At 32.4% G+C, this 21,146-nt stretch carries 19 protein-coding genes; 1 reads left to right on the top strand and 18 read right to left on the bottom strand.

Features of this window, described 5'->3' with window-relative positions; translation table 11 throughout:
• Positions 1-124 precede the first annotated feature (124 nt).
• From CN692_RS26180 to rsgA, 9 genes are all read right to left on the bottom strand, one after another.
• Positions 125-301, bottom strand: coding sequence for a hypothetical protein (locus tag CN692_RS26180; protein ID WP_179865442.1), 177 nt, complete (start codon positions 299-301; stop codon positions 125-127).
• Positions 302-533: 232 nt separating this feature from the next.
• Positions 534-1,037 carry a GNAT family N-acetyltransferase gene (locus CN692_RS14080; RefSeq protein ID WP_098119805.1) on the bottom strand — a complete coding sequence of 168 codons (504 nt, stop codon included), beginning with the start codon at positions 1,035-1,037 and terminating at the stop codon, positions 534-536.
• Between the two features lie 126 nt (positions 1,038-1,163).
• Positions 1,164-2,588: an aldehyde dehydrogenase family protein gene (locus CN692_RS14075; protein ID WP_098119804.1), complete on the bottom strand. Its 1,425-nt coding sequence runs from the start codon at positions 2,586-2,588 to the stop codon at positions 1,164-1,166.
• A gap of 1 nt (position 2,589) precedes the next feature.
• The gene (gene gabT, locus CN692_RS14070) at positions 2,590-3,954 is read right to left on the bottom strand and encodes a 4-aminobutyrate--2-oxoglutarate transaminase (RefSeq protein WP_098119803.1); all 1,365 of its coding nucleotides are present in this window, start codon (positions 3,952-3,954) and stop codon (positions 2,590-2,592) included.
• A 118-nt stretch (positions 3,955-4,072) separates the two neighbouring features.
• Complete coding sequence (locus CN692_RS14065) at positions 4,073-7,276, bottom strand: DEAD/DEAH box helicase (protein ID WP_098119802.1); 3,204 nt, start codon at positions 7,274-7,276, stop codon at positions 4,073-4,075.
• 128 nt (positions 7,277-7,404) lie between these two features.
• On the bottom strand, positions 7,405-8,043 hold the full coding sequence (locus tag CN692_RS14060) for a response regulator transcription factor (protein ID WP_098119801.1): 639 nt from the start codon (positions 8,041-8,043) through the stop codon (positions 7,405-7,407).
• A gap of 11 nt (positions 8,044-8,054) precedes the next feature.
• Positions 8,055-9,071: a sensor histidine kinase gene (locus tag CN692_RS14055; RefSeq protein ID WP_098119800.1), complete on the bottom strand. Its 1,017-nt coding sequence runs from the start codon at positions 9,069-9,071 to the stop codon at positions 8,055-8,057.
• The gene (gene liaF / locus CN692_RS14050) at positions 9,068-9,805 is read right to left on the bottom strand and encodes a cell wall-active antibiotics response protein LiaF (RefSeq protein WP_098119799.1); all 738 of its coding nucleotides are present in this window, start codon (positions 9,803-9,805) and stop codon (positions 9,068-9,070) included. Before liaF ends, CN692_RS14055 begins: the two co-directional genes overlap by 4 nt.
• A gap of 953 nt (positions 9,806-10,758) precedes the next feature.
• A complete protein-coding gene (gene rsgA, locus CN692_RS14045) occupies positions 10,759-11,805 on the bottom strand; it encodes a ribosome small subunit-dependent GTPase A (RefSeq protein ID WP_098119798.1) in 1,047 nt (348 codons plus the stop codon).
• 686 nt (positions 11,806-12,491) lie between these two features.
• Between rsgA and CN692_RS14040 the strand changes: the two genes are divergently transcribed.
• Positions 12,492-13,889: a peptide MFS transporter gene (locus tag CN692_RS14040; protein WP_098119797.1), complete on the top strand. Its 1,398-nt coding sequence runs from the start codon at positions 12,492-12,494 to the stop codon at positions 13,887-13,889.
• Between the two features lie 154 nt (positions 13,890-14,043).
• Here the strand turns inward: CN692_RS14040 and CN692_RS14035 are convergent, their stop codons facing one another.
• The 9 genes from CN692_RS14035 to CN692_RS13995 form a co-directional block, all read right to left on the bottom strand.
• Positions 14,044-14,493: a dCTP deaminase domain-containing protein gene (locus CN692_RS14035; protein WP_098119796.1), complete on the bottom strand. Its 450-nt coding sequence runs from the start codon at positions 14,491-14,493 to the stop codon at positions 14,044-14,046.
• Between the two features lie 160 nt (positions 14,494-14,653).
• Positions 14,654-15,478: a GNAT family N-acetyltransferase gene (locus CN692_RS14030; protein ID WP_098119795.1), complete on the bottom strand. Its 825-nt coding sequence runs from the start codon at positions 15,476-15,478 to the stop codon at positions 14,654-14,656.
• A 72-nt stretch (positions 15,479-15,550) separates the two neighbouring features.
• Positions 15,551-16,615 carry an undecaprenyldiphospho-muramoylpentapeptide beta-N-acetylglucosaminyltransferase gene (locus tag CN692_RS14025; protein WP_098119794.1) on the bottom strand — a complete coding sequence of 355 codons (1,065 nt, stop codon included), beginning with the start codon at positions 16,613-16,615 and terminating at the stop codon, positions 15,551-15,553.
• A 44-nt stretch (positions 16,616-16,659) separates the two neighbouring features.
• Positions 16,660-17,091, bottom strand: coding sequence for a GNAT family N-acetyltransferase (locus CN692_RS14020; RefSeq protein ID WP_098119793.1), 432 nt, complete (start codon positions 17,089-17,091; stop codon positions 16,660-16,662).
• Between the two features lie 190 nt (positions 17,092-17,281).
• Positions 17,282-18,160 carry a hypothetical protein gene (locus tag CN692_RS14015; RefSeq protein ID WP_098119792.1) on the bottom strand — a complete coding sequence of 293 codons (879 nt, stop codon included), beginning with the start codon at positions 18,158-18,160 and terminating at the stop codon, positions 17,282-17,284.
• A 131-nt stretch (positions 18,161-18,291) separates the two neighbouring features.
• Entirely contained in the window at positions 18,292-18,696 is a 405-nt protein-coding gene (locus tag CN692_RS14010; protein ID WP_098119791.1) for a MaoC/PaaZ C-terminal domain-containing protein, read from the bottom strand.
• The gene (locus CN692_RS14005) at positions 18,693-19,142 is read right to left on the bottom strand and encodes a MaoC family dehydratase N-terminal domain-containing protein (protein WP_098119790.1); all 450 of its coding nucleotides are present in this window, start codon (positions 19,140-19,142) and stop codon (positions 18,693-18,695) included. Before CN692_RS14005 ends, CN692_RS14010 begins: the two co-directional genes overlap by 4 nt.
• An 18-nt stretch (positions 19,143-19,160) precedes the next feature.
• The gene (fabG, locus tag CN692_RS14000; protein WP_098119789.1) at positions 19,161-19,919 is read right to left on the bottom strand and encodes a 3-oxoacyl-ACP reductase FabG; all 759 of its coding nucleotides are present in this window, start codon (positions 19,917-19,919) and stop codon (positions 19,161-19,163) included.
• 25 nt (positions 19,920-19,944) lie between these two features.
• Positions 19,945-21,123, bottom strand: a complete 1,179-nt coding sequence (locus CN692_RS13995; protein WP_098119788.1) for an acyl-CoA dehydrogenase family protein — start codon at positions 21,121-21,123, stop codon at positions 19,945-19,947.
• Between the last annotated feature and the right edge of the window lie 23 nt (positions 21,124-21,146).

Genomic DNA, 21,146 nt, shown 5'->3' with positions numbered 1-21,146 from the left:
TTTCACAGTTTTATTTGCACTTAATTTAATTTCAACTACTCTTCTTTTACTACTTAATTTTCAATATACAAAAAAGGCTAAATACCCAGGATTTAGCCTCCAATCATTATGTAAAATTCAAATACTACCTATTCAAAACATAGTAAATAACGTAGAACCAACTAAAAAATCCGTGAACTATTGCCCAGAGAACTGATTTATGAATACTCCAAGAAATTGTAATAGCTAAAGCAGAACCAAATGTCATTGCACTTTTAGAGCCAACTGGAACATTGAATTTTTTTTCTGTCCGATCTTTCATACTCCAACTCCCATTTCCTATGAATCTATATTTCTATTTTATTCTTCATTGAAATGGATATACCCATTAACCATTAAGATTCTGTTAATTACAAAATTGCAATGGGCATGTACTATTGGATTATTAATCAATAAGACAAGTTAAATTTAGTTTTTCTAAGTTAATCTCCCCCTTAATCATCAACAAAATAAAAAAAGACGTTCAACTCAAAACTAGAACGTCTCCATCAAAATCATTTAATGATCATAACCATATGGTCTTCATCATAAAATTCACCATTTACAAATAAAGCTCTTTTTTCAGTTCCGAAGCTTTCGAAGCCGACAGATTCATAAAGTTTTTTTGCAGAAACATTTGATGAAATGACTGCTAATTCAATTTGTAAAATATCTTCAATTTGAGTTGCATGCTGAATTGCTTCACTTAAAACTTTCTTGCCTACTCCTTTTCCACGATAATTTGGATTGACGTACATGCCCCAAATTGTTCCTTTATGATTCATTTTTTCAGAGCGTTTTTGGTAGAAGCCAGCAACTCCAACAAGTTCTTCCTCGTCAAATGCTCCTACGATAAAATTATCGAAGGTTTTAGGAAAATTATTTGTATGTTGTTCCATTGTTTTTTGTTCATATTCAGAAATACTTTCACCGAATGCTTCTGGCGAGAGTATTAGTCCTTCTTTTCTTAATCGTATAAATTCGGGTAAATCTTCAAGTGTAAGCTTGCGAATTTCCATCTGTTTATCTCCCTTCAAACAACTAAACTTTTAATACTTGTCAATTTCAAATATAACATATAATTCTGAAGTTTATGAATACAAATAGACTTATCATTTTTATCATGATAAGTCCTTTTAAACAGATTAAAGTTTGATCGAGACAAGTTTCAATTCTGTCATCTCTTGAATTGCATATTTAATTCCTTCTCTTCCATAACCGCTCTCTTTTACTCCACCATATGGCATTAAATCAACTCGGAAAGTTGGAACATCATTTACGAGCACTCCACCTACATGTAATTTTTTAGTAGCGTATAATGCCCTTTGTAAGTTATCTGTATATACTCCAGCTTGTAATCCAAATCGACTATTATTTACTTCATTTATAGCATCATCAAAATTTTCAAATGAATTAATAACAACGACTGGACCGAATATTTCTCTACATGATACTTCACTACTATTTTGAACATTTGTTAAGATCGTTGGTGTGAAAAGGCGGTCATCTACTACATTGCCTCCAGTTACTAATTCGGCTCCATCTTTTATTGCATTTTTTACCCAGTCATCTATTCTAGCAATATCCTTTTTCGAGATTAAAGCACTAATATCTGTTTGAAGGTCTAATGGTGAACCTTTTTTTAATCGTTCAGTCGCGTTTTTCATTTTCACAATGAAATCTTTAAATAGAGTATGATGTACAAATATGCGTTGCAACGAAATACATACTTGACCGTTATATATAAATGCTCCCCATACGCAACGATTAATTAGCTCATCTGTTAAATTAACACCTTCGTCGATAATTAATGCTGAGTTAGATCCAAGCTCTAAAGTTACTTTCTTTAATCCGGCTTTATTTTTTAAAGATATTCCTACTTCTGGACTACCAGTAAATGTTATTGCTTTCACTTCCGGATGTTTAACTAATGCATCACCGATACTTGAGCCTTTTCCTGTAATTAAATTGAATGCTCCTTTTGGTAAATCTGTTTTATCAATCATTTCTGCTAATGCAATAGCTGACAATGGGGTTTGGCTTGCTGGTTTTAAGACGATTGTATTACCTGCAGCAATTGCTGGACCTACTTTATGCGCTACTAGATTAAATGGAAAATTAAATGGAGTAATTGCACCGATTACGCCCACTGGTTCTCTAACTGTGTAAGTAACTCGACCTTCCCCACCTGCGACTGCATCTAGCGGTATCGTTTCTCCGTAAATTCTTTTTGCTTCTTCAGCGGCAATTTTATAAGTAGCAATCGTACGATCAATTTCACCTAAAGCCGCTTTTAATGGTTTAGATGCTTCTAATGCTAAAATCTCAGCAAGCTGTGAACGATTTTCTTTAAATTGTTCAACTAATTGCTCCAAAATCAGGCTTCTTTCATAAGATGTTAGTTTATCCATTTTTGATTTTGCGTTATTAGCCGCTATAATCGCATCTTCTAAATTTTCAATAGTAGCGATCGGAATTTCTGCCAAAATTTCATCTGAATGTGGAGCATAAAGCTTCTCATGTTTTAGCCCCTCAACCCAGCTACCATTTATATAAAATTGTTTTTTCATATTAATTCACCTCAGATACAAGCTGACTTACAACTTGATGTATTGATTGTTTGATTATATCTAGTCCTTCTTCTAATTCATCGTCTGAAATAGTAAGAGGCGTTAAAAAACGGAGAACATTACTATGAACACCTGCACTTAGTATAATGACTCCATTTTCACAACATCTTTTTGTTAGAGCTGCTACAAACTCTTTTGCTGGTTGGCCAGTAGCATGGTTTATAAATTCAATCCCTACCATGGCCCCTAATCCTCTAATATCGTAAATAATCGGATAGTCATCCTTTAGTCCACTGAAAAACAATTTAATTTTTTCCCCTATCGCTTTCGCTCGAATCCAAAGTTTTTCATTTTGAATTTTTTCAATTACTGCAAGTGCTGCTACACATCCTAATGGGCTACCACCATAAGTTCCGCCTAACTCACCAGGTGAAGCAGCATCCATAATTTCCAAACGACCGGTAACCGCACTAATTGGTACTCCGGCAGCTAATGATTTTGACATTGTCATTAAATCTGGTTCAATCTCAAAATAAGTTGAAGCGAATAATTCTCCCGTTCGACCAAAACCTGTTTGGATTTCATCTGCAATAAATAAGATTCCATAGGATTTACAAATAGTATAAATTTCTTTAACGAATTTCTTTGGTGGAACGATGAACCCACCTTCTCCTTGAACAGGCTCCATAATGACTGCTGCGATTTCATCTGGGGAAACATCAGTTAATAGAAAATCCTTAAACTGTGCAATACAAAAGTTTATATATTCGTCTTCTGATAAATCTTTTGGACGATTCGATAAATAAGGGAATTGGGCTTTAAATGTAGCAGGGGCAAATGGACCCATTTTATATTTATATGGTTTTACTTTACTAGTTAAAGACATCCCTAATAAAGTGCGTCCATGGAACCCTCTTGTAAATGAAACGATACCTGACCTACCTGTATACTTCCTTGCAATTTTAACTGCATTTTCAACTGCTTCAGCACCACTATTTAATAAAATTGTTTTTTTGGCAAAGTCCCCAGGCGTTATTTCTGCTAATTTTTTTGCTAAATCAATATATGGCTTATACATCCCAACGTGAAAACATGAGTGTATTAATAAATCTGTTTGATTTTTAATCGCTTGTACAACATTCATTGGAGTATGACCTACATTTAATGTTCCGATTGCTCCAGCAAAATCTAAAAATTTATTTCCGTCAACATCCTCAACGATTGTACCATTAGCCTTTTCTACAAAAACCGGAGTATTATTACCAACTCCATTTGGAACAAATTGATTGCGTAATTCAATTAACTCTCGCCCTTTTGGTCCCGGGACTCCAGCTAGGACATTAACAAATTTTCGATTTTTGCTCATGTTTTGCTCTCCCTCTTCATATATTAACTGATTAAAATTTTTAGCTTCATTACTAATATACTCGCATTTAACCATTTAAGAATGAAATTAATCTAAGTTAATGAAGAAGTAGAGCTTGTTATAGCATCAATAGTTCGCGTATGTCTTCTTCAGTTAATGAAGTTGATGAATTTGTCTCAACAATTTCTTCAATTAACTGTTTTTTCTTCGCTTGAAGTTCAGTCATTTTCTCCTCAATTGTTCCTTTTGCGATCAGCTTTATTACTTGAACATCATTCAATTGACCAAACCGATATGCTCGATCTGTTGCCTGATTTTCAACGGCAGGATTCCACCAATTATCGTATAAAATAACGGTATCTGCTCCTGTTAAATTCAGTCCAACCCCACCTGCTTTTAATGAAATAAGGAAGAAGTCATTTTCACCAGCATTAAATCGATCGCATATAGAAAGTCGTTCTTCTGAAGGCGTTTGGCCATCTAAATAGAAGAATGGTTCACCCATTTTAGCAAACTCTCTTCCAATTAATTCAAGCATTTTAGTAAATTGAGAGAAAATCAATATTCTTCTACCTGCCGTTTTTGACGCTTCTATAATTTGAAATAACTGTTCAAATTTTGCTGAACTGCCTTCATATCCTTCAATAAACAGGGCGGGATGACAACAAATTTGCCTTAAACGAGTTAATCCAGCTAAAATTCTTATATGATTTTTTCCTAATGTAAACTTATCAACTGCTAAATGTTTTAAGGTATCATGTCTTAGTTTTGCTAAATATGCTGCATATAACTTCTTTTGTTCTGGAAGCAATTCAACAGTTTCATTCGATTCGATTTTTTCTGGAAGTTCTTTAAGTACGTTCACTTTTAGTCGCCTTAATAGGAATGGTCGAACTTTTTTAGAAATCGTTTTTCTCGTAAGATTACTAAATTCCTTCAAACCGCCAAATAACTCTGGAAAAACAACATGATAAATCGCCCAAAGTTCTTCAAGTGAATTTTCTATAGGAGTTCCAGTTAAAGCGAATCTTTGATCAGCATTTATCTTTTTAACAATCTTCGCTGTTTGAGTAAAAGGATTTTTAAAGCTTTGTGCCTCGTCAAAAAACACCGTATGGAACTTTTGTTTTTCGTACCATTTAATATCATTTCTTAGAAGCGAATATGAGGTAATGATGACATCAATACGTTCTATTTCATTTTGTAATTTCAATCTACTATTCTTATTTCCGTCTATTACGATTGCTTCTATTTCTGGAGCAAATTTGATGAGTTCGCTTAGCCAGTTATACGTTACTGCCGTTGGACAAACGATAAGAATTGGTGCATTATTTGAACGGATGTCATTTAACACCGATTGGATATAAGTTATGCTTTGTAGTGTTTTACCTAAGCCCATATCATCTGCTAAAATACCACCGAATCCGAATTTAGCTAAAGTTTTCATCCATTTGTATCCATATATTTGGTAGTCTCTTAAAATATAATGTGGAGTATTTGGAACCTCTATCTCTACTTCATTCGGATTTACTAAGCTTTCGTAAAATTGATTGAACTCGTTCCCAGTTTTAAATAAATTAGTTTCTTCTATAGTATTTAATAGATTTAGTCCATGTTTTAATGGGACGTTCAATACACTTTCATAATCTAATTCTTGAGAAGGAACGGCATTTAAAAAACGTTGAATTTCCTGTAACTCTCTAGTCTCAAGAGAGAATAATGTATCATCTTTTAATCGGAAGTATTTTCGTTTTTCCTTTAATGCTAAGATTACTTCTTTAATTTGTTTTTCAGGTATATCTAGTTCAAATTTAAATTCTAACCAATTTGTTCGTTCTCTTTTTAAATTAACTCGTATTTGCGGCTTCTTATTTTCTTTAAAAATTCTATTTCTCACTGCAGTTGTTGCATAAATTTCGGTTAGTTTTTCTAGTTTGGGTACAATATGTCTTAAAAACTCATATTCCAATTCTTCATTTTGTAAAAAATAGCCACCTTCTGTTTTTGAAAAAGAACTATCCTCCATTAACTGTAAAATCTCTAATTCTTTTTCCTCATCTCTAATTAAAGTTTTACTAAGCTTTGGTTCCCTTTTATCAAGTGGATTAATTACAATTCGATCATAATGAAATTCAAGACCTGCTAAAAACTTATTTTTTACTCGATCTAAATATAGCTTTGAGATTAGTGGCGTATTTGAAAATTGATTTGATAGAGTTGGCGGAATATTAACTTTGCCAAGCTTTTTTAGACCAGGAATAACTTGTTCGAAGTATAACGGAATTTGATCAGGTGTAATATGAATTTTTTCAGAAGTTGATTTATTAACTAATTGTCTTAATTCCACAAGTCGATTAAAATCCTCAATGGTTAAATTATATATTCTTCCATCATATAAGACTTTAGAATAGGCCTCTAGTATGGTTAATTGATTGATCCCATTTGCAGTTAATGTGTACTGGCCATTTAAGAGTTCAAATTCAAATTTTAAAGGTAATTCCATTTCAGAAAACGAAATCCCATGATAAATATTACCGTTTTCAATTATTTTTACATTATTCGTAGTCGATAATAAATTGATTAATTGATTAAAAATGGATGGTGATATAATCATATAATCATTCGAAAATACTGTCGTTTTATTCATATATAACGAATCAATAAACATCATCTCATCATCTAATAATTTTATTAATTGTTCCCATATCGAATTTACCTCATCTTTCACACAATGAAAAAGAGGATCAAAAATAAACTCAGTTGATACTTCACTTGGTTTTCCCTCTTTTATGCTCCATAAAAACTGTCGTAAATTTTCTACTTTTTTCGTTTTAGAAATCATTGAAATCCCTATCATATTAAACCCATTTTTAATCTCAACTACTTCACAAACGAACTCAAAATCAACAATCTGTCTATTTTCAAAATGTCTTTGTTGTTTTGTATTTCGAACCATCTTTTCATTAAATAAAGCTAAAATTCCATTCGACATACTCATATTGTTATTTTCTTTCTTAACTACTTCAGGAAAAACATCTATTTTCTGGTTCTCATAAATTGAAATGAGAACAGCAGCTATGTGCTGACAATCTGTTTTAATTGATGCTAGTTTGGGGCAGGTACATGTGCAATAAAAATCCCCATTTTCTTCTTTTATAACATTAACAGTAAACTTTTCAGATCCTTCTACGTTTGCTGTACATGTATTTTTAGTATATTTTTCGATGATCACTTTGTTTGAGCGATAAAAAGAGTCTCCCCTTTTGAAGGAGACAATTCCGCATCGTTCTTTAATTATTTTATGACTAATCAATATATCCAAACAATTGCTCCTTTTCCTTTGCTAAACTAATACATCTATTTTATCATTTATTGTCTATTTTTCTAAAAAATTGCTTTTGAATAAACAAAAAAAGAAGCCATTTTTATGACTTCTTTTTGTAATCATCCTTATTTTTGTTCTACAATTCCATGCCTAAAAGCATAAATAACAGCCTGTGTTCGGTCTACTACTTCTAATTTTGTCAGTATATTACTCACATGTGTTTTAACTGTTTTTAAAGAAACAAATAAGGCATCTGCGATTTCTTGATTCGATTTACCTTCTGTCATTAAGTGGAGCACTTCTTGTTCTCGAGCCGTTAAATCATCATGTAATTCACGCTGAACAGACTTTCTCATTCGATTCATCATTTTCCCAGTAACGACTGGTTCTAAAACCGCTCCACCTTTATGAGTTGTTCGAATTGCGTTTGCGATATCGCTAGCTCTTGACGTTTTTAGCATATAACTAATTGCTCCTGCATCAATTGCTGGATATACATTTTCATCATCTATAAAGCTTGTGACAATAATTATTTTCGCTTCAGGCCATTTAGAAATGATCGACTTTGTTGCTTCAATCCCGTCCATTCCTTCCATCACTAAATCCATTAATATGATATCAGGGCGTTTTTCCAGTACAAGTTCGACACCATCTTTTCCATTACTAGCTTGACCAACAACTTCAATATCAGATTGAGTACTTAAATATGTAGAAACACCCATACGTACCATTTCATGATCATCTACTAATACTACTTTAATCATTTTGCACACCTCTATTCAATTACCGGAATTTTCACTTCAATTTGTGTTCCTCTATTTGGGATACTAACAATTTTTGCAGTCCCTCCAACTTCTGAAGAACGTTCACTGATTGATTGCAATCCATATGAACCAGTTTTACGATTTTCAACGTTAAATCCGATTCCATCATCAATCATTCGTACTAACACAAAATCCTCAATTTTTCTAATCCGTATTTCAAATGTTTTTGCCTTTGCATGTCTCAACGTGTTTGATAAAGCTTCTTGAATAATTCTAAACAAATGATCTTCCACACCTTTTGACAGTGAAATATCATCAATTTTCCATTTTAGTTGAAGTGCTTGACGATTTGTTAGTTCAGTTAAAAGCTTTTCAACACCTTCTTTTAAACTTTTCCCTTCTAACTGAACTGGTCTTAGATGTAGTAAAAGTGCACGCATTTCTGATTGAGCATTAATGGCCATTTTTTCAATATACTGTAGTTGTTCTTTGAACGTTGTTTCACCAAGTTCATTTATGGCTGAAATCATCATGGAAATCGCAAATAATTGTTGGCTAACAGAATCATGTAATTCCCTAGCGAGTCTATGTCTTTCTTTCGTTACAACATCTTCAATTGTTTGAGATTCCATTAATTTCTTTTCATCAACTAGTTTTTGAACAGTCTTTCTTGAATCCTCAATTTGTTTTGAAATTTTTTGAATCTTTAATTCGATTTCATTATCAATTGAACGAATCGGTTGTTCAGTTTCTTTATGATAAATTCCATTTTCTGCCTTTGTTAATCCTTTTAATAAGGCTTTTTCATTATGACGTATTGTACTTAAAACCGCTGTACTATAGACAATTGATATAATAATAATTGCTACAAAAATAATTAATATTAAAGGGAAATTTCCAATTTTATACAAAAATAATTTATCTAGAAAAGTATGATCAATGAAATAATAGACGATTCCACAAATTAAAATACAAGACGTAAATGCGGCAAGACAAATTGATAAAAAGATACCTTTATCGATTTTCATTTATTTGTCACCTCTATATTTCCGATCGCTAAAGAAGTAACAATTTTAATCTTTCTAGAAGCTTCTTTATAATCATTAGAAGTAAATTTACAATTTTTATTAAATCCACTTATTTCATTTTTAAGTATATTAATTTTACCAAATAAAGTTGCATGGTGAATTGAAACTTCTAAGTCATAAGGTACATACAAACTAATGTTGCCTATGATCCCATTTAATACTAAAACTGTTTCACCTTCTGGAATAAAAGACTCAGAAAGATCAATTGTGACATCTCCAATGCCAAAATAATAATCCACATCATCCAATTCAAACGTGTCATTTTTCAAATGAATATTTGAGAAAAAACGATTTGAAATAAGCGTACTTGTTTGAAAAACACCTGTATTTGTAGTTTCAACAATATTTGGTACGATTACTTTTTCATTAAACTTCGAATTAACAAAGATTAAGTATCCAATATATATAACGATAAATGATAGTACTCCTAGTATCGATTTTAATTGAAAAACATTACTGATGAATAAAATGATCCCACCAAAAAATGCAATATTTGCTGATGTAGAAGGGTAAACTTTGCGTTTTTTAGCCCCGTATTGGAATAAATAAATGCCTACTGCAGCTGCAATTATCGCAAAAGGATTCATAAATAAATCAAATAACAATCCTATACCTGCGATTATGAACAATAACCCGGTTAATTCATTGCTAGTCAACCGTCTAAGACGCTTCATATAGTTCTCCTCTATTCACTAAACTAACTTGTTAATAGCAATTGAAGCCTTTGTTATTAACTATTCTACTATGTAGTTTATCTATTTTTTCTTAATTATGACACAAACTTAAGTATTGTCTTTTCTCGGTCTTAAGACTGAGATTCACGTGTTGAAAAAGAACTTGTCAATCAATCAGCTATATTATCAGTTTAAACGAAGCAGTGTGTGGTTGATTTCCACTACAGGATTCTCGCTTTCCATGGGGCGAGACCTGAGCCTCCTCGGCGGCGCGCCTGCGGGGTCTCAGCCTTCCCGCATTTCCCATAGGAGTCGAGAATCCTTCCGTTCCAATCAACTTCTTCATATTAAAAAAGCATATAAAAAGAACTCAATAAATCCCCTTTAATTAGAGAAAAATAGAAATTAAATATTCGATTATATTACTTAAATTAGATAAATCGTCTACTTATAAACCAAAATTTAAATTTGTTCTTCAAACAATTAGCATCTCAATTCTTTATATTCTAAAAGTGCAATCAATAAAAATTTGTATATTTTTTCCACAAACTTATTAACGATAAAAACAAATTAATTACAGCTTCAAGTGATTACAAATTTACTATATCTAAACTTAGTAAGATTTAAATTATTGAATATTTTATATTGCAACTCTGTACTAAATCATAAACCATTTATGAGTGAGATTTCCTCATTTTTTCTTACTAATCTACATATTTAAGTTTGTTATGTATACGTAAAGTTTATTTCCTCTCCTGGATACTCTTTATATCTATGGAGAGATATTAGTCTATTCGTTTCTGCAAGGCCTTTAGTCTTCGCAATATCCGCTCCGATCTACTTTTTTGTCAAAAAAACTATCTCAAAAGTGATAATAAAAACATCCTATCACTACTCAAAATAAACTGAAAAACTTCTCAAAGAAAAAGAAGAGTATAAATACTCTTCTCCTCTTATTTATAAGACTTACTATTCATCATTTTGCTAACTTTTTTCCACTTTTCTCTTTCTTGTCTAGCGAGTGATGCGTCTTGTTTGCGTTCAGCGTATGCTAGTTCTTTCATAAGTTTGCGGTAGCTTGTGAGTCTTTCGGGTTCTAAATCGCCGTTTTCAATTGCTCGATTTACTGCACAGTCAGGTTCTTTCGAATGTGTACAGTCTGAGAATTTACATGATTTAGCTAGTTCTTCGACATCTGTAAATGTTGAGCTAATATGTTCTTCTCCACCCCAAAGTTGTAACTCTCGCATTCCTGGTGTATCGATTACCATCCCGCCTGATGGTAGGAAGAATAATTCACGATGTGTTGTAGTATGTTTACCGCGGTCATCACCTTCACGAACATCTTGGGTGATTTGCTTTAACTCACCAATTAACGCGTTTAATAATGTAGATTTACCGACACCAGAAGAACCAAGTAATGAAACAGTTTTTCCGAGTGAAATCAATTGCTTCAGTTCTTCAATTCCTTCACCGTTTGTACTATTAACTGAGAAAATCGGAACTCCAAAGGCAATCTCTTCTACTTCTGCCATTTTACCAGGTAGATCATTGCATAAATCCTTTTTTGTTAATACGATAATTGGACTTGCTCCACTATCATATGCAACAAGTAAATATCGTTCTAATCTTCTTATATTAAAATCGTTATTTAATGCCATTACTAAAAACACATAATCTATATTTGCAGCTACTACTTGTTCTTCAATCTTAATACCGGCAGATTGTCTTGAAAATTGGCTTAATCTTGGTAACACTTTTTGAATAATTGCTTTATTTTCGCCATTTAAAGGTTCGATCACAACCCAATCTCCAACTGACGGATAATCACTTTTTACATTTGCTTGGAATTGAAATTTCCCTGATACTTCTCCAGTTAATTCATTTTCTCCATCATGTAACTTATAAATTTGTCTTTGCTCAGATATTACTCTAGCAACAACTGTATTTTGATCCATTTCGCCGAACGATTCTTTCCAACCTAATTGTTCTAAATTCATGTATGTCCTCCAATTATATAAGGACAATAGTGAAGATTTACTTCAGTTTTTGTCCCTTCATTTTCACCTGTTTTTGAAATAAATTAGTTAACTTTCCCATAATTCATCACTCCGTTTCATTTATAGTACTTTCAGTATATCCAAAATTTTGAAAATCGTCCATATGAATTAATTGAATATTAGCAAAGGACATAACATTCTATTTAATTCGACATATTTAGACAATTACCAATTTTTAGGTTAATTAAACTTTTATAATATTAAAAGAAAAAATAATAAAAACCCTTGAAATATTTCAAAAACTTATTATTATTTAAATATAGGTCTTTTTGTTTAGACCCAAAAAAATCCGGTCATTAGACACAGTCTTTAAAATATTGATTTAATGAGAAAAATCAGTATTGCAAGATTTGTCTGACAATATAAAAAACTTTACAGAGATAAGCTGTTATGTGTTATACTAAAATAGTAAATTGATTCCGCGATTTTTTTTGAGGAATCATATATAAATTTAGTAGAATTGCGCTGTTGAAAAATAGTTAAAATTTTTTTAACTTAAATTGTCGAAATTTGTAGAATTTGTAATTTATTTTTAGACTAAATTGACAGAATAGTACATGAATTTGCGACAATAAATATTCATACAGAGAATTACACAAAATAGCACTTATGAGGGAGGAATTTGAATGAGCGTAGCAACACAACAAAAAAACGTTTCATCAAACGAGCAAAAACCGAAAACGAAACACCCGCCTGGCCTTTACCTATTATTTGCAACAGAGGCTTGGGAGCGCTTTAGTTACTATGGAATGCGTGCACTATTAGTTCTTTATTTAACAACAACTGTTGTTCAAGGTGGACTAGGATTTAAAGATGCTTGGGCACTTCAACTTTATGGATTATTTACTGGACTTGTATATTTCACTCCAATCATTGGTGGTTGGATTACAGATAATTTCCTTGCCAAACGTCGTGCTATTACTCTTGGTGGTATTATTATGGCAGCTGGTAACATCGCTTTATTCGGTATTCATTCTTCAACTGGTTTATACCTTGGATTAATTTTAATGATTATCGGTAATGGTTTCTTCAAGCCAAACATTTCAACAATTGTTGGTGAACTTTATGAAGGAGATGACCCACGTCGTGATGGTGCATTCACAATCTTCTACATGGGAATCAACTTAGGTGCTTTCTTTGCGCCATTCGTAACTGGTTATTTAGCTCAAACTTTATTTGTGTCTAAAAATGCTGCTGGTGCTGATATATTTGGTTACCGTTATGGTTTCTTAGCAGCTGCGATTGGTATGATTATTGGACAAATTATTTTCAACTTATTAGCTTCAAAATATCTTGGTGATTTAGGTACAAAACCTAGTGCTAAGGTGATCAAAGAGGGTAACAAAGCTTCAGTTAAGGATGTTCCTCTTACAAAGAAAGAAAAACAACGTACTACAGTTATCTTTATCTTAGCTGCATTCGTAGTATTTTTCTGGGCTGGATTTGAACAAGCTGGTTCTTCATTAACACTTTATACTGAACGCTTCTTGGATCTTAAAGTTGGTAGCTTCAATGTACCATCTGCATGGTTCCAATCTGTTAACCCATTATTCATCATGCTTTTCGCTCCAGTAGTATCAGCTATCTGGATTAAATTAGCAAGAAGTGGTAAAAACATTAGTGTTCCTGCGAAAATGGCAATGGGACTTATCCTATTAGGTGTTGGTTTCGCATTCACAATTATGGCAGTAATGAAAACTGGTTCAGATCCAAATCATATTACTGTAAAAGCAAACATGATGTTCATGGTTATGACATATTTCTTCCATACAATTGCTGAATTAGTACTTTCACCAGTTGGTTTATCAGCAGTATCTCGTTATGCACCAGTTAAACTTGCTTCATTATTAATGGGTGTATGGTTATCATCAAGTTTCATTGCAAACTTAGTTGGTGGTCAATTAGCTGCATTTACAACAACTTTAGGTATGTTACAAGTATTCTTAGTAGTAGGTGGAGCTGCAATCTTAGCAGGTTTAATCTTACTTGCATTATCACCAAAACTTGCAAAAATGTTAGACTAATTAATAAAATTAAAAAGCACTCGAAAATTCGAGTGCTTTTTTTTATACATTAAGTAAGTATAAATTGGCAGCGGAGAAGAAAAAAAGACGTAGAAGTATAAGTGCAACTACCCCTCTGTCTTCGCCTAAGGGCTCGCCAATCGGGGAGTTTTCTTTATTTACCAGTACTACCAAAACCACTTACTCTGTCTTCACCTGCGATATCATCATCAGCTAATAAGAACTTTTGGAAAACTGCTTGTCCAATTCTCTCTCCCTTTTGAATGATAACAGCCTCTTTTGACACATTGATTAATTGCATCATGATATGTCCATCGTTTGAAGGATTACTGTAGTAGTCTGAATCGATCACTCCTACCCCATTTCCTTTCATTAATCCTTTTTTTAATGGTGTAGACGATCGAACAAATAATGCTAAGAATTCGTCTCTTTGCATATATGCTTTTAGTCCTGTTGCAATTAATTTTATTTCATTAGGATTTATAATTGTTTCTTCAATACTTTCAATATCATACCCAGCTGCATGTGTAGTTGCTCTTTTTGGTAAATTTACTCCGCAGTCTTCAAATCCTTTTGCTATTTCAAATCCTCTTACTTTTTCCAATACTTTCACCCTTTACCATTTATTCCAATACTAGTGTAACATAGAATTAAGCAGGTTCAAGGAAAAGAAGGGAATGGATGGTCTTTTCTCCATACACATGCCCTTAATAGTCTCTCCTTTTGGTAAAGCACCGGACCTGTTATTCATTTTTGCAATGCTATTATCGTTTAATCACATAATAATCCTGTGTATTATATTGTCTAAATCCACAACCTGTATATAATTTCTTCGCATTACTATTTTCAAGCGCTACTTCTAGATGGATTTCGTTTCCAATTTTATTTTCTTTTTCGATGATTTGAAGTAATGCATTTTTACCATAACCTTTACCTTGGTATTCTGGAAGAATTGCAAAACCATAAATCCAACTTTCATTATTTTCACGTAAAAGGCTCAATTTACCGATTTTTTCATTATTTACTTCTATTATATATAGTGCACGATCAGGCTCATTTAAAATGCGTTGATTATATTTTTCGGCATCATTTTTTTCAAATCCAAAACATACAACATCTAAATTTGAGATAAATGCAAAATCTAGTTGTACTGCTTTAGTGAAATTAACAATCGGTGTAAATTCTATTAGTTCTTGTTCTTTCCATACCATTTGATATTCAGAAAATGAATATGTACAATTTTCTTGTTTTTTAATAAATTCTTTTGCTGTTTTTGATACTTCTGGAGCGTTTAATAATATTGTACTAACTGGTGCTAAATTGTTTAATGCTTCATTTAATAAGTTTGAAAATATTCCTTTTCTGCGAAAGTTTGGGTGAACCATACCACAGATTTCAACTTTTTCACCAAAATAGTAAGTTGCTACAAACCCTACTAGTTGATCTTTATCATAATAAAAGAAATCTTCCTTTAAATCGTTCTTCCGATTTCTTAGCATCTCCCAATTTAACTTTAAATTTATTTCTTCAAATTTTTCGCATTCATCTTGTAAATGTTTAATTTCGATTAATTGTTTTTCAGTAATCAATTTTTTTCACCTTTTCTTAAATTATTTCAAAAGCAATTATTCAACAATTTTTTCGATTCCCAGTAATGCCCTTTAAATTTTCTTTATTTCTTCAAGAAGTACTTCTAGAGCATTACTTTGATTCGATGTTTTCAGATTATTAATAAAGACATCCCTTTTGTTTTGAAGTTCTTCAATTGATTGTTGAAGTGTTTTTATTGTTAAATCTTCTTCCTCTAACATTAATGCATAGCCTTTTTCTTTAAAGGATTTAGCGTTTAATATTTGATCACCCCTACTTTGATTTTTCGTAAGGGGGATGATTAACATAGGTTTATGTAATGCTAAAAATTCAAATATTGCATTTGAGCCACCTCTAGTAATAATCATTTGAGATGCTGCTAATAGGTCTGCAAGTTCATCATGAACGTATTCAAACTGCTTATATCGTTCAATATTTTGTAAACTTTCATCCACATTACCTTTACCACATAAATGAACAATCTGATAATTTTTCGTTAATTCCTTTAAAGAATCTCTAACAGTTTCATTTATTTTTTTTGCACCTAAGCTCCCACCCATTACCGTTATAATAGGTAGATAACTTTTAAAATTGAGATAGTCGATCCCTTTTTTTCGCGAACCATTTAAAAGTTCTTTTCGGATTGGTGAACCAATTGATGTCGTCTTGCTTTTTGGAAAATAATTTTTAGCTTCTTCAAATGAAGTAAAAATCTTTGTGGCAAATCGTTGTGATATTTTATTAGCAAGACCTGGAGTCATATCACTTTCATGTATAAAAATTGGAATTTTTAACGTACTAGCTGCTATTATGACGGGGACAGAAACAAAACCACCTTTTGAAAAAACTAGACTTGGTTTCAGTTTTTTTAAAACTTTTCTAGCATCAAGGCAACCTTTTAGTACACGAAATAGATCAACAACATTTTCAAAATCAATATATCTTCTTAATTTACCACTTGAAATGCCATAATATGGTACATCAATTTTATTAATTAACTCATTTTCAATTCCTCTTTTAGATCCGATGTAGCGTATATCCCATTCATCTTTACTCAATTCATTAATAATCGCAATATTAGGTGTTACATGCCCAGCTGAGCCACCACCAGTAAATACAATCGTTTTTTTAGACATAATAACTCCAATCTAGTAAATAAGTCCGTTTATTTACTAATAACTTAGTCAAATTTTTTTACATACCCAATACTGCTATCTACATATCCTAACCTTTTATAAAAACGATGAGCTACTTCCCTTTCATCTCTTTTACCGCTAGTTAATCCAATTCCTAAAGCACCAACGTCTTTAGCCCATTTTTCAGCTTTTGCGATTAATTGTTTTCCGATTCCAATTTTCCTGTACCGCTCGTCAACAACAAATGCAACAATTCGTACACTTACTTCATTTCTTTCGTAAAAATGCCCTCTAAATAATCCAACAATCCCTACTATTGTATCATCTACTTCAGCTACAATAGTAAAATAATGCGGATTATTCTTTATTTTCTCATATCGGACTCTCATTTCCTGTTCAGTAGTCGGATAACCTAATTGGTTCATAAGACTAGATAGATCTTGTACATCTGTTTCTTTCACTTCTCTTATGATCATTTCTGCACCTCTTTTATTCGTCGTTCGATAGATCTCCTAACTATCTTTATGTTTCTTTTTAGTTAAAAAATGCTTATTTTGATAAAGTATCGTGTTTCTAATTTCACGATCAATAAATTGTATAAACCATATAAAAAATGCATTACCTCTTTTTACAGAAGTAATGCATTTACATTTTGATATAGGATATTTATCTCTCATTATTTGGGTCGACTTCAAACCATTCTGACATTGATAAATTTGTCGTCTTGTCTTCCCAGTCATCAATTGATAAATCTGAAAAATTTGTTTCTAATAATTGTTCAGATGTTTTTTGCGTAGTGTTGTTTTCATGTTCGTATTGTTGATGTTCCGCTACATGTTTATGTGTATCTGAAGACGCTAATTCTGTATAATTTTTTTGATTTAAACTCGTTATATCTGCTGAGGAATATAGCGATTGACTTTCATCGATTACACTAGCAGTAAGCTGATCCATTTTATCATTGTTTTGATTATTATACTTTTTCCTATTCGCAGCAACTCTAGAGTTTTTCGTATTTGCCTCTTCGTGTTCATTTTCTTCTTTATGATCTCTATGCCCTTTATGATCATGTTCATTATGATCATGCTCTTTGTGATTGCTTTCAAAAATACTTGCTGAAAATTCTTCTACATTATTTAAAAGATTTTGAGCCCAATTATGAGCGTAATTATGGTCATGATGTTCTCTATTTTCTTTTTGTTCACTTTGCTCGGGATGTGCATGGTGTTCTTGGTGTTCTTGATATTCATGACCTTCGTGATTTTCATGATGGCCTTGATTCTCGTGATGTGCCTGGTGTTCTTGACGTTCGTGATTTTCATGATGATTTGAATTTGATTCATTTTCATTAATCATCGATAAAGTAGTTTTAAGTTCTTTTTCTATATTAACAATTTGATGATCAAAATTATGTAATTGCTTTTTGATCTTCTCCATATGAGACTCAATTTCATCTATTCTTTTATTAACTTTATGCATATTTTTTTGATGTTCATTTTTTTTCAAATCAAATTGCTCTAATAATTTATCAAATGAAAGATCCATTTTCCTCACCTATTTCGTTTTTTACTATTATGTGTAAATCATCTAAAAACATAAGCTTCTATTTGCTCCTTAATGTAAATTTAACAAAAAATAAAAGGGACTCCTCTTAGAAGTCCCTTTTACAACTATTATCATTCATGTATTTTAAATAAAATTTTACCAGTAAGTACTGTTACATCATTCTGATTTTTTGCATTTACTTTAAAATACAAGCTGTTTTCTTCTGTTTTTTCTAGAATTGAACTTAATGTAATCACATCATTTAGAAATACCATATTTTTAAATCGAATCGAGTAATTTTCAATAAATCCAACTTCATAATAATCCGAAAAAAGTTTCGCTAAATTCCCCATAGTCCACATACCATGTGCGATTATGCCTGGTAAGCCAGCTTTTTTCGCTTCATCATCTATTGTATGAATCGGATTAAAATCTCCTGAAGCACCAGCATATTTAATCAGATCAATTCGTGAAACTGGGTCAAGTACAACTGGTTTTAGAGAATCACCTGTTTGTAAGTCTAAAAGAACACTCATACAGTCAACACTCTCCTAACTTCTTCAGTAATAATGACAACTGATTTAGCAGAAAATATACTATTTCCAGATTGGTCTTCACCATGATCAGAAAGAACTAAGAAACCCATATATCCTTGACCACCACGTTTTTCATAATAATCCTTTATTTCTGTATAACAGTTAATTGTTTCACCTACTAAAAGTGGTCTTTTGTATTCAAACGTCTGTTCTCCATGAATCAAACCGACATTTGGTAAGTTAAAATTTTCTATTTTCCCATAATCAAACACTCTTGGAAATGTAGGTGGAGCAATATTTTGTCCAAATCTCGATTTCATTCCATAGTCTTCATCAAGATAGATTGGATGCAAATCTCCAATTGCTTCAGCGAATTTTTTTACTGCACCACGCTCAACAATATTTTTTACATGTTTAGACCTTTTTCCAATAAAAGCTTGAAACATATCATTCACCTCATTTTTTTAAGATTTAGGACCACCAGCAACATATAAAACTTGACCGTTAACATAAGATGATTTTTCATCAGCAAAAAATGCAATAGCATTTGCGATATCTTCAGGTTTGCCAGTTCTTCCAGCAGGTATCTGGCTTAAACTTGCTTCAACTAATTGCTCAAATGTAATCCCTATCCGCTGTGCTGTTTCTTTTGTCATTTCAGTTTCGATAAAACCTGGTGCTACAGCATTTGATGTAATACCATATTTACCTAGCTCGATTGCTAGCGTTTTCGTTAATCCTTGTAACCCTGCTTTAGCAGTTGCATAATTTGATTGTCCACGATTTCCAAGTGCAGATGTAGAAGAAATATTAATAATTCTTCCATATTTTTGTTTTACCATAAATACTTGAGCAGCACGTACGACATTAAATGAACCTTTTAAATGAACATCCATGACTGTATCCCAGTCTGAATCAGTCATTTTAAATAGTAAATTATCACGAATAACGCCAGCATTATTGACGACAATATCTATTGAACCGAAAGTCTCATTAACCTCTTTCATCGCCGTTTCAACTTCATTCGCATTTGTTACGTTGGCAACTTTTGTGTAGAGTTCATATTGCTTAAATTCTGTAGCCGTTTGCTTGAGTGCTTCTTCATTTACATCAATAATAGCTACTTTTGCTCCTTCTGTTGCAAATAATTCTACGATTCCTTTTCCAATACCACGACTACCACCTGTAATAAAGGCTACTCTTCCTTCAAATCTTCCAGCCATTTTTCCTCGCCCCTTTTTGTCTAATTTATACGAATTGGCCTAATTTCACATGACCTTTTAATAAATTACGTGAAATGATTAGTCGTTGAATTTCATCAGTGCCATCATAAATTCTCCAAAGTCTAGCTTCACGGTACCATCTTTCGATTGGAAGTTCTTTTGTATAACCAATACCTCCGTGAATTTGAAGTACACGGTCAACGACACGATTGCCCATATTTGAACCATATAGTTTAGCCATCGACGCTAAATGTCTATTATCTTCTCCTTGATCAAGCGTATATGCTGCATTTAAAACGAGCCATTTTGCTGCTTCAATTTCGACAGCTGAATCTGCAATTTGCCATTGTATCGCCTGTCGCTCGGCAATTGGTTTTCCGAATGTCTCTCTTTCTTTTGAATAGTCAATTGCCATTTGTAATAATCGCTCAGCTGCTCCAACCGCATTTGCCCCAACGATCCATCTTGCAAATCCAATCCATTCAAGTCCTAAATTATATCCTCCATGTAATTCACCTAAAATATTTTCTTCAGGTACTCGTACATTATCAAAAACTAAACCAGCAGGTCCCCATTCGCCCATTGTATGAATATATTCAGATTTCCATCCCATTTCACGATCGACAATAAAACAAGTTACCCCATCACGACCACCTGTTTTTTGATGTTTTTCTTTATCGGTAATTGCAATGGCCATTACGAAATCCGCTTCATTTCCGCCTGTAATAAATGTTTTTTCACCATTTAATAACCATTCATTTCCATCCTTCACAGCAGTCATTTTAATATTTTGAGTATCAGAACCAGCATTAGGCTCTGTCATGGCAAAACATGATTTCTTTTCGCCATTAATTGTTGGAATTAAATATTTCTTTTTTTGTTCTTCATTACAATAAAATAATATATTATCCGCAAAACCTCCAAATTTAAAAGGAACAAATGTTTTTGAAATTTCCATGTAAATAATCGCAAGCATCATCTGTCCTAAATCAGCACCACCGTATTCGGCAGGCGTATTTATTCCCCAGAACCCAGCTTTTTTAGCTTTTAATTGGAGTTCTTCTAAAACTGCAGGATCTAAACTCGGTCTACCTTCACGCTCATTTCGAAGTACATCATTCTCTAACGGAATTAATTCTTTTTCAACAAATTTTCGAATTGTTTTTTGAATCATTTTTTGTTCATCAGTCAGGCGTAAATGCATATAATCTCCCCCGTTTTTAGTTT

It is taken from the genome of Bacillus sp. AFS002410, assembly GCF_002556365.1.
In the GTDB taxonomy this organism is placed as follows: Bacteria; Bacillota; Bacilli; order Bacillales; family Bacillaceae_G; genus Gottfriedia.
This window is presented reverse-complemented; position numbering and strand designations above follow the sequence as displayed.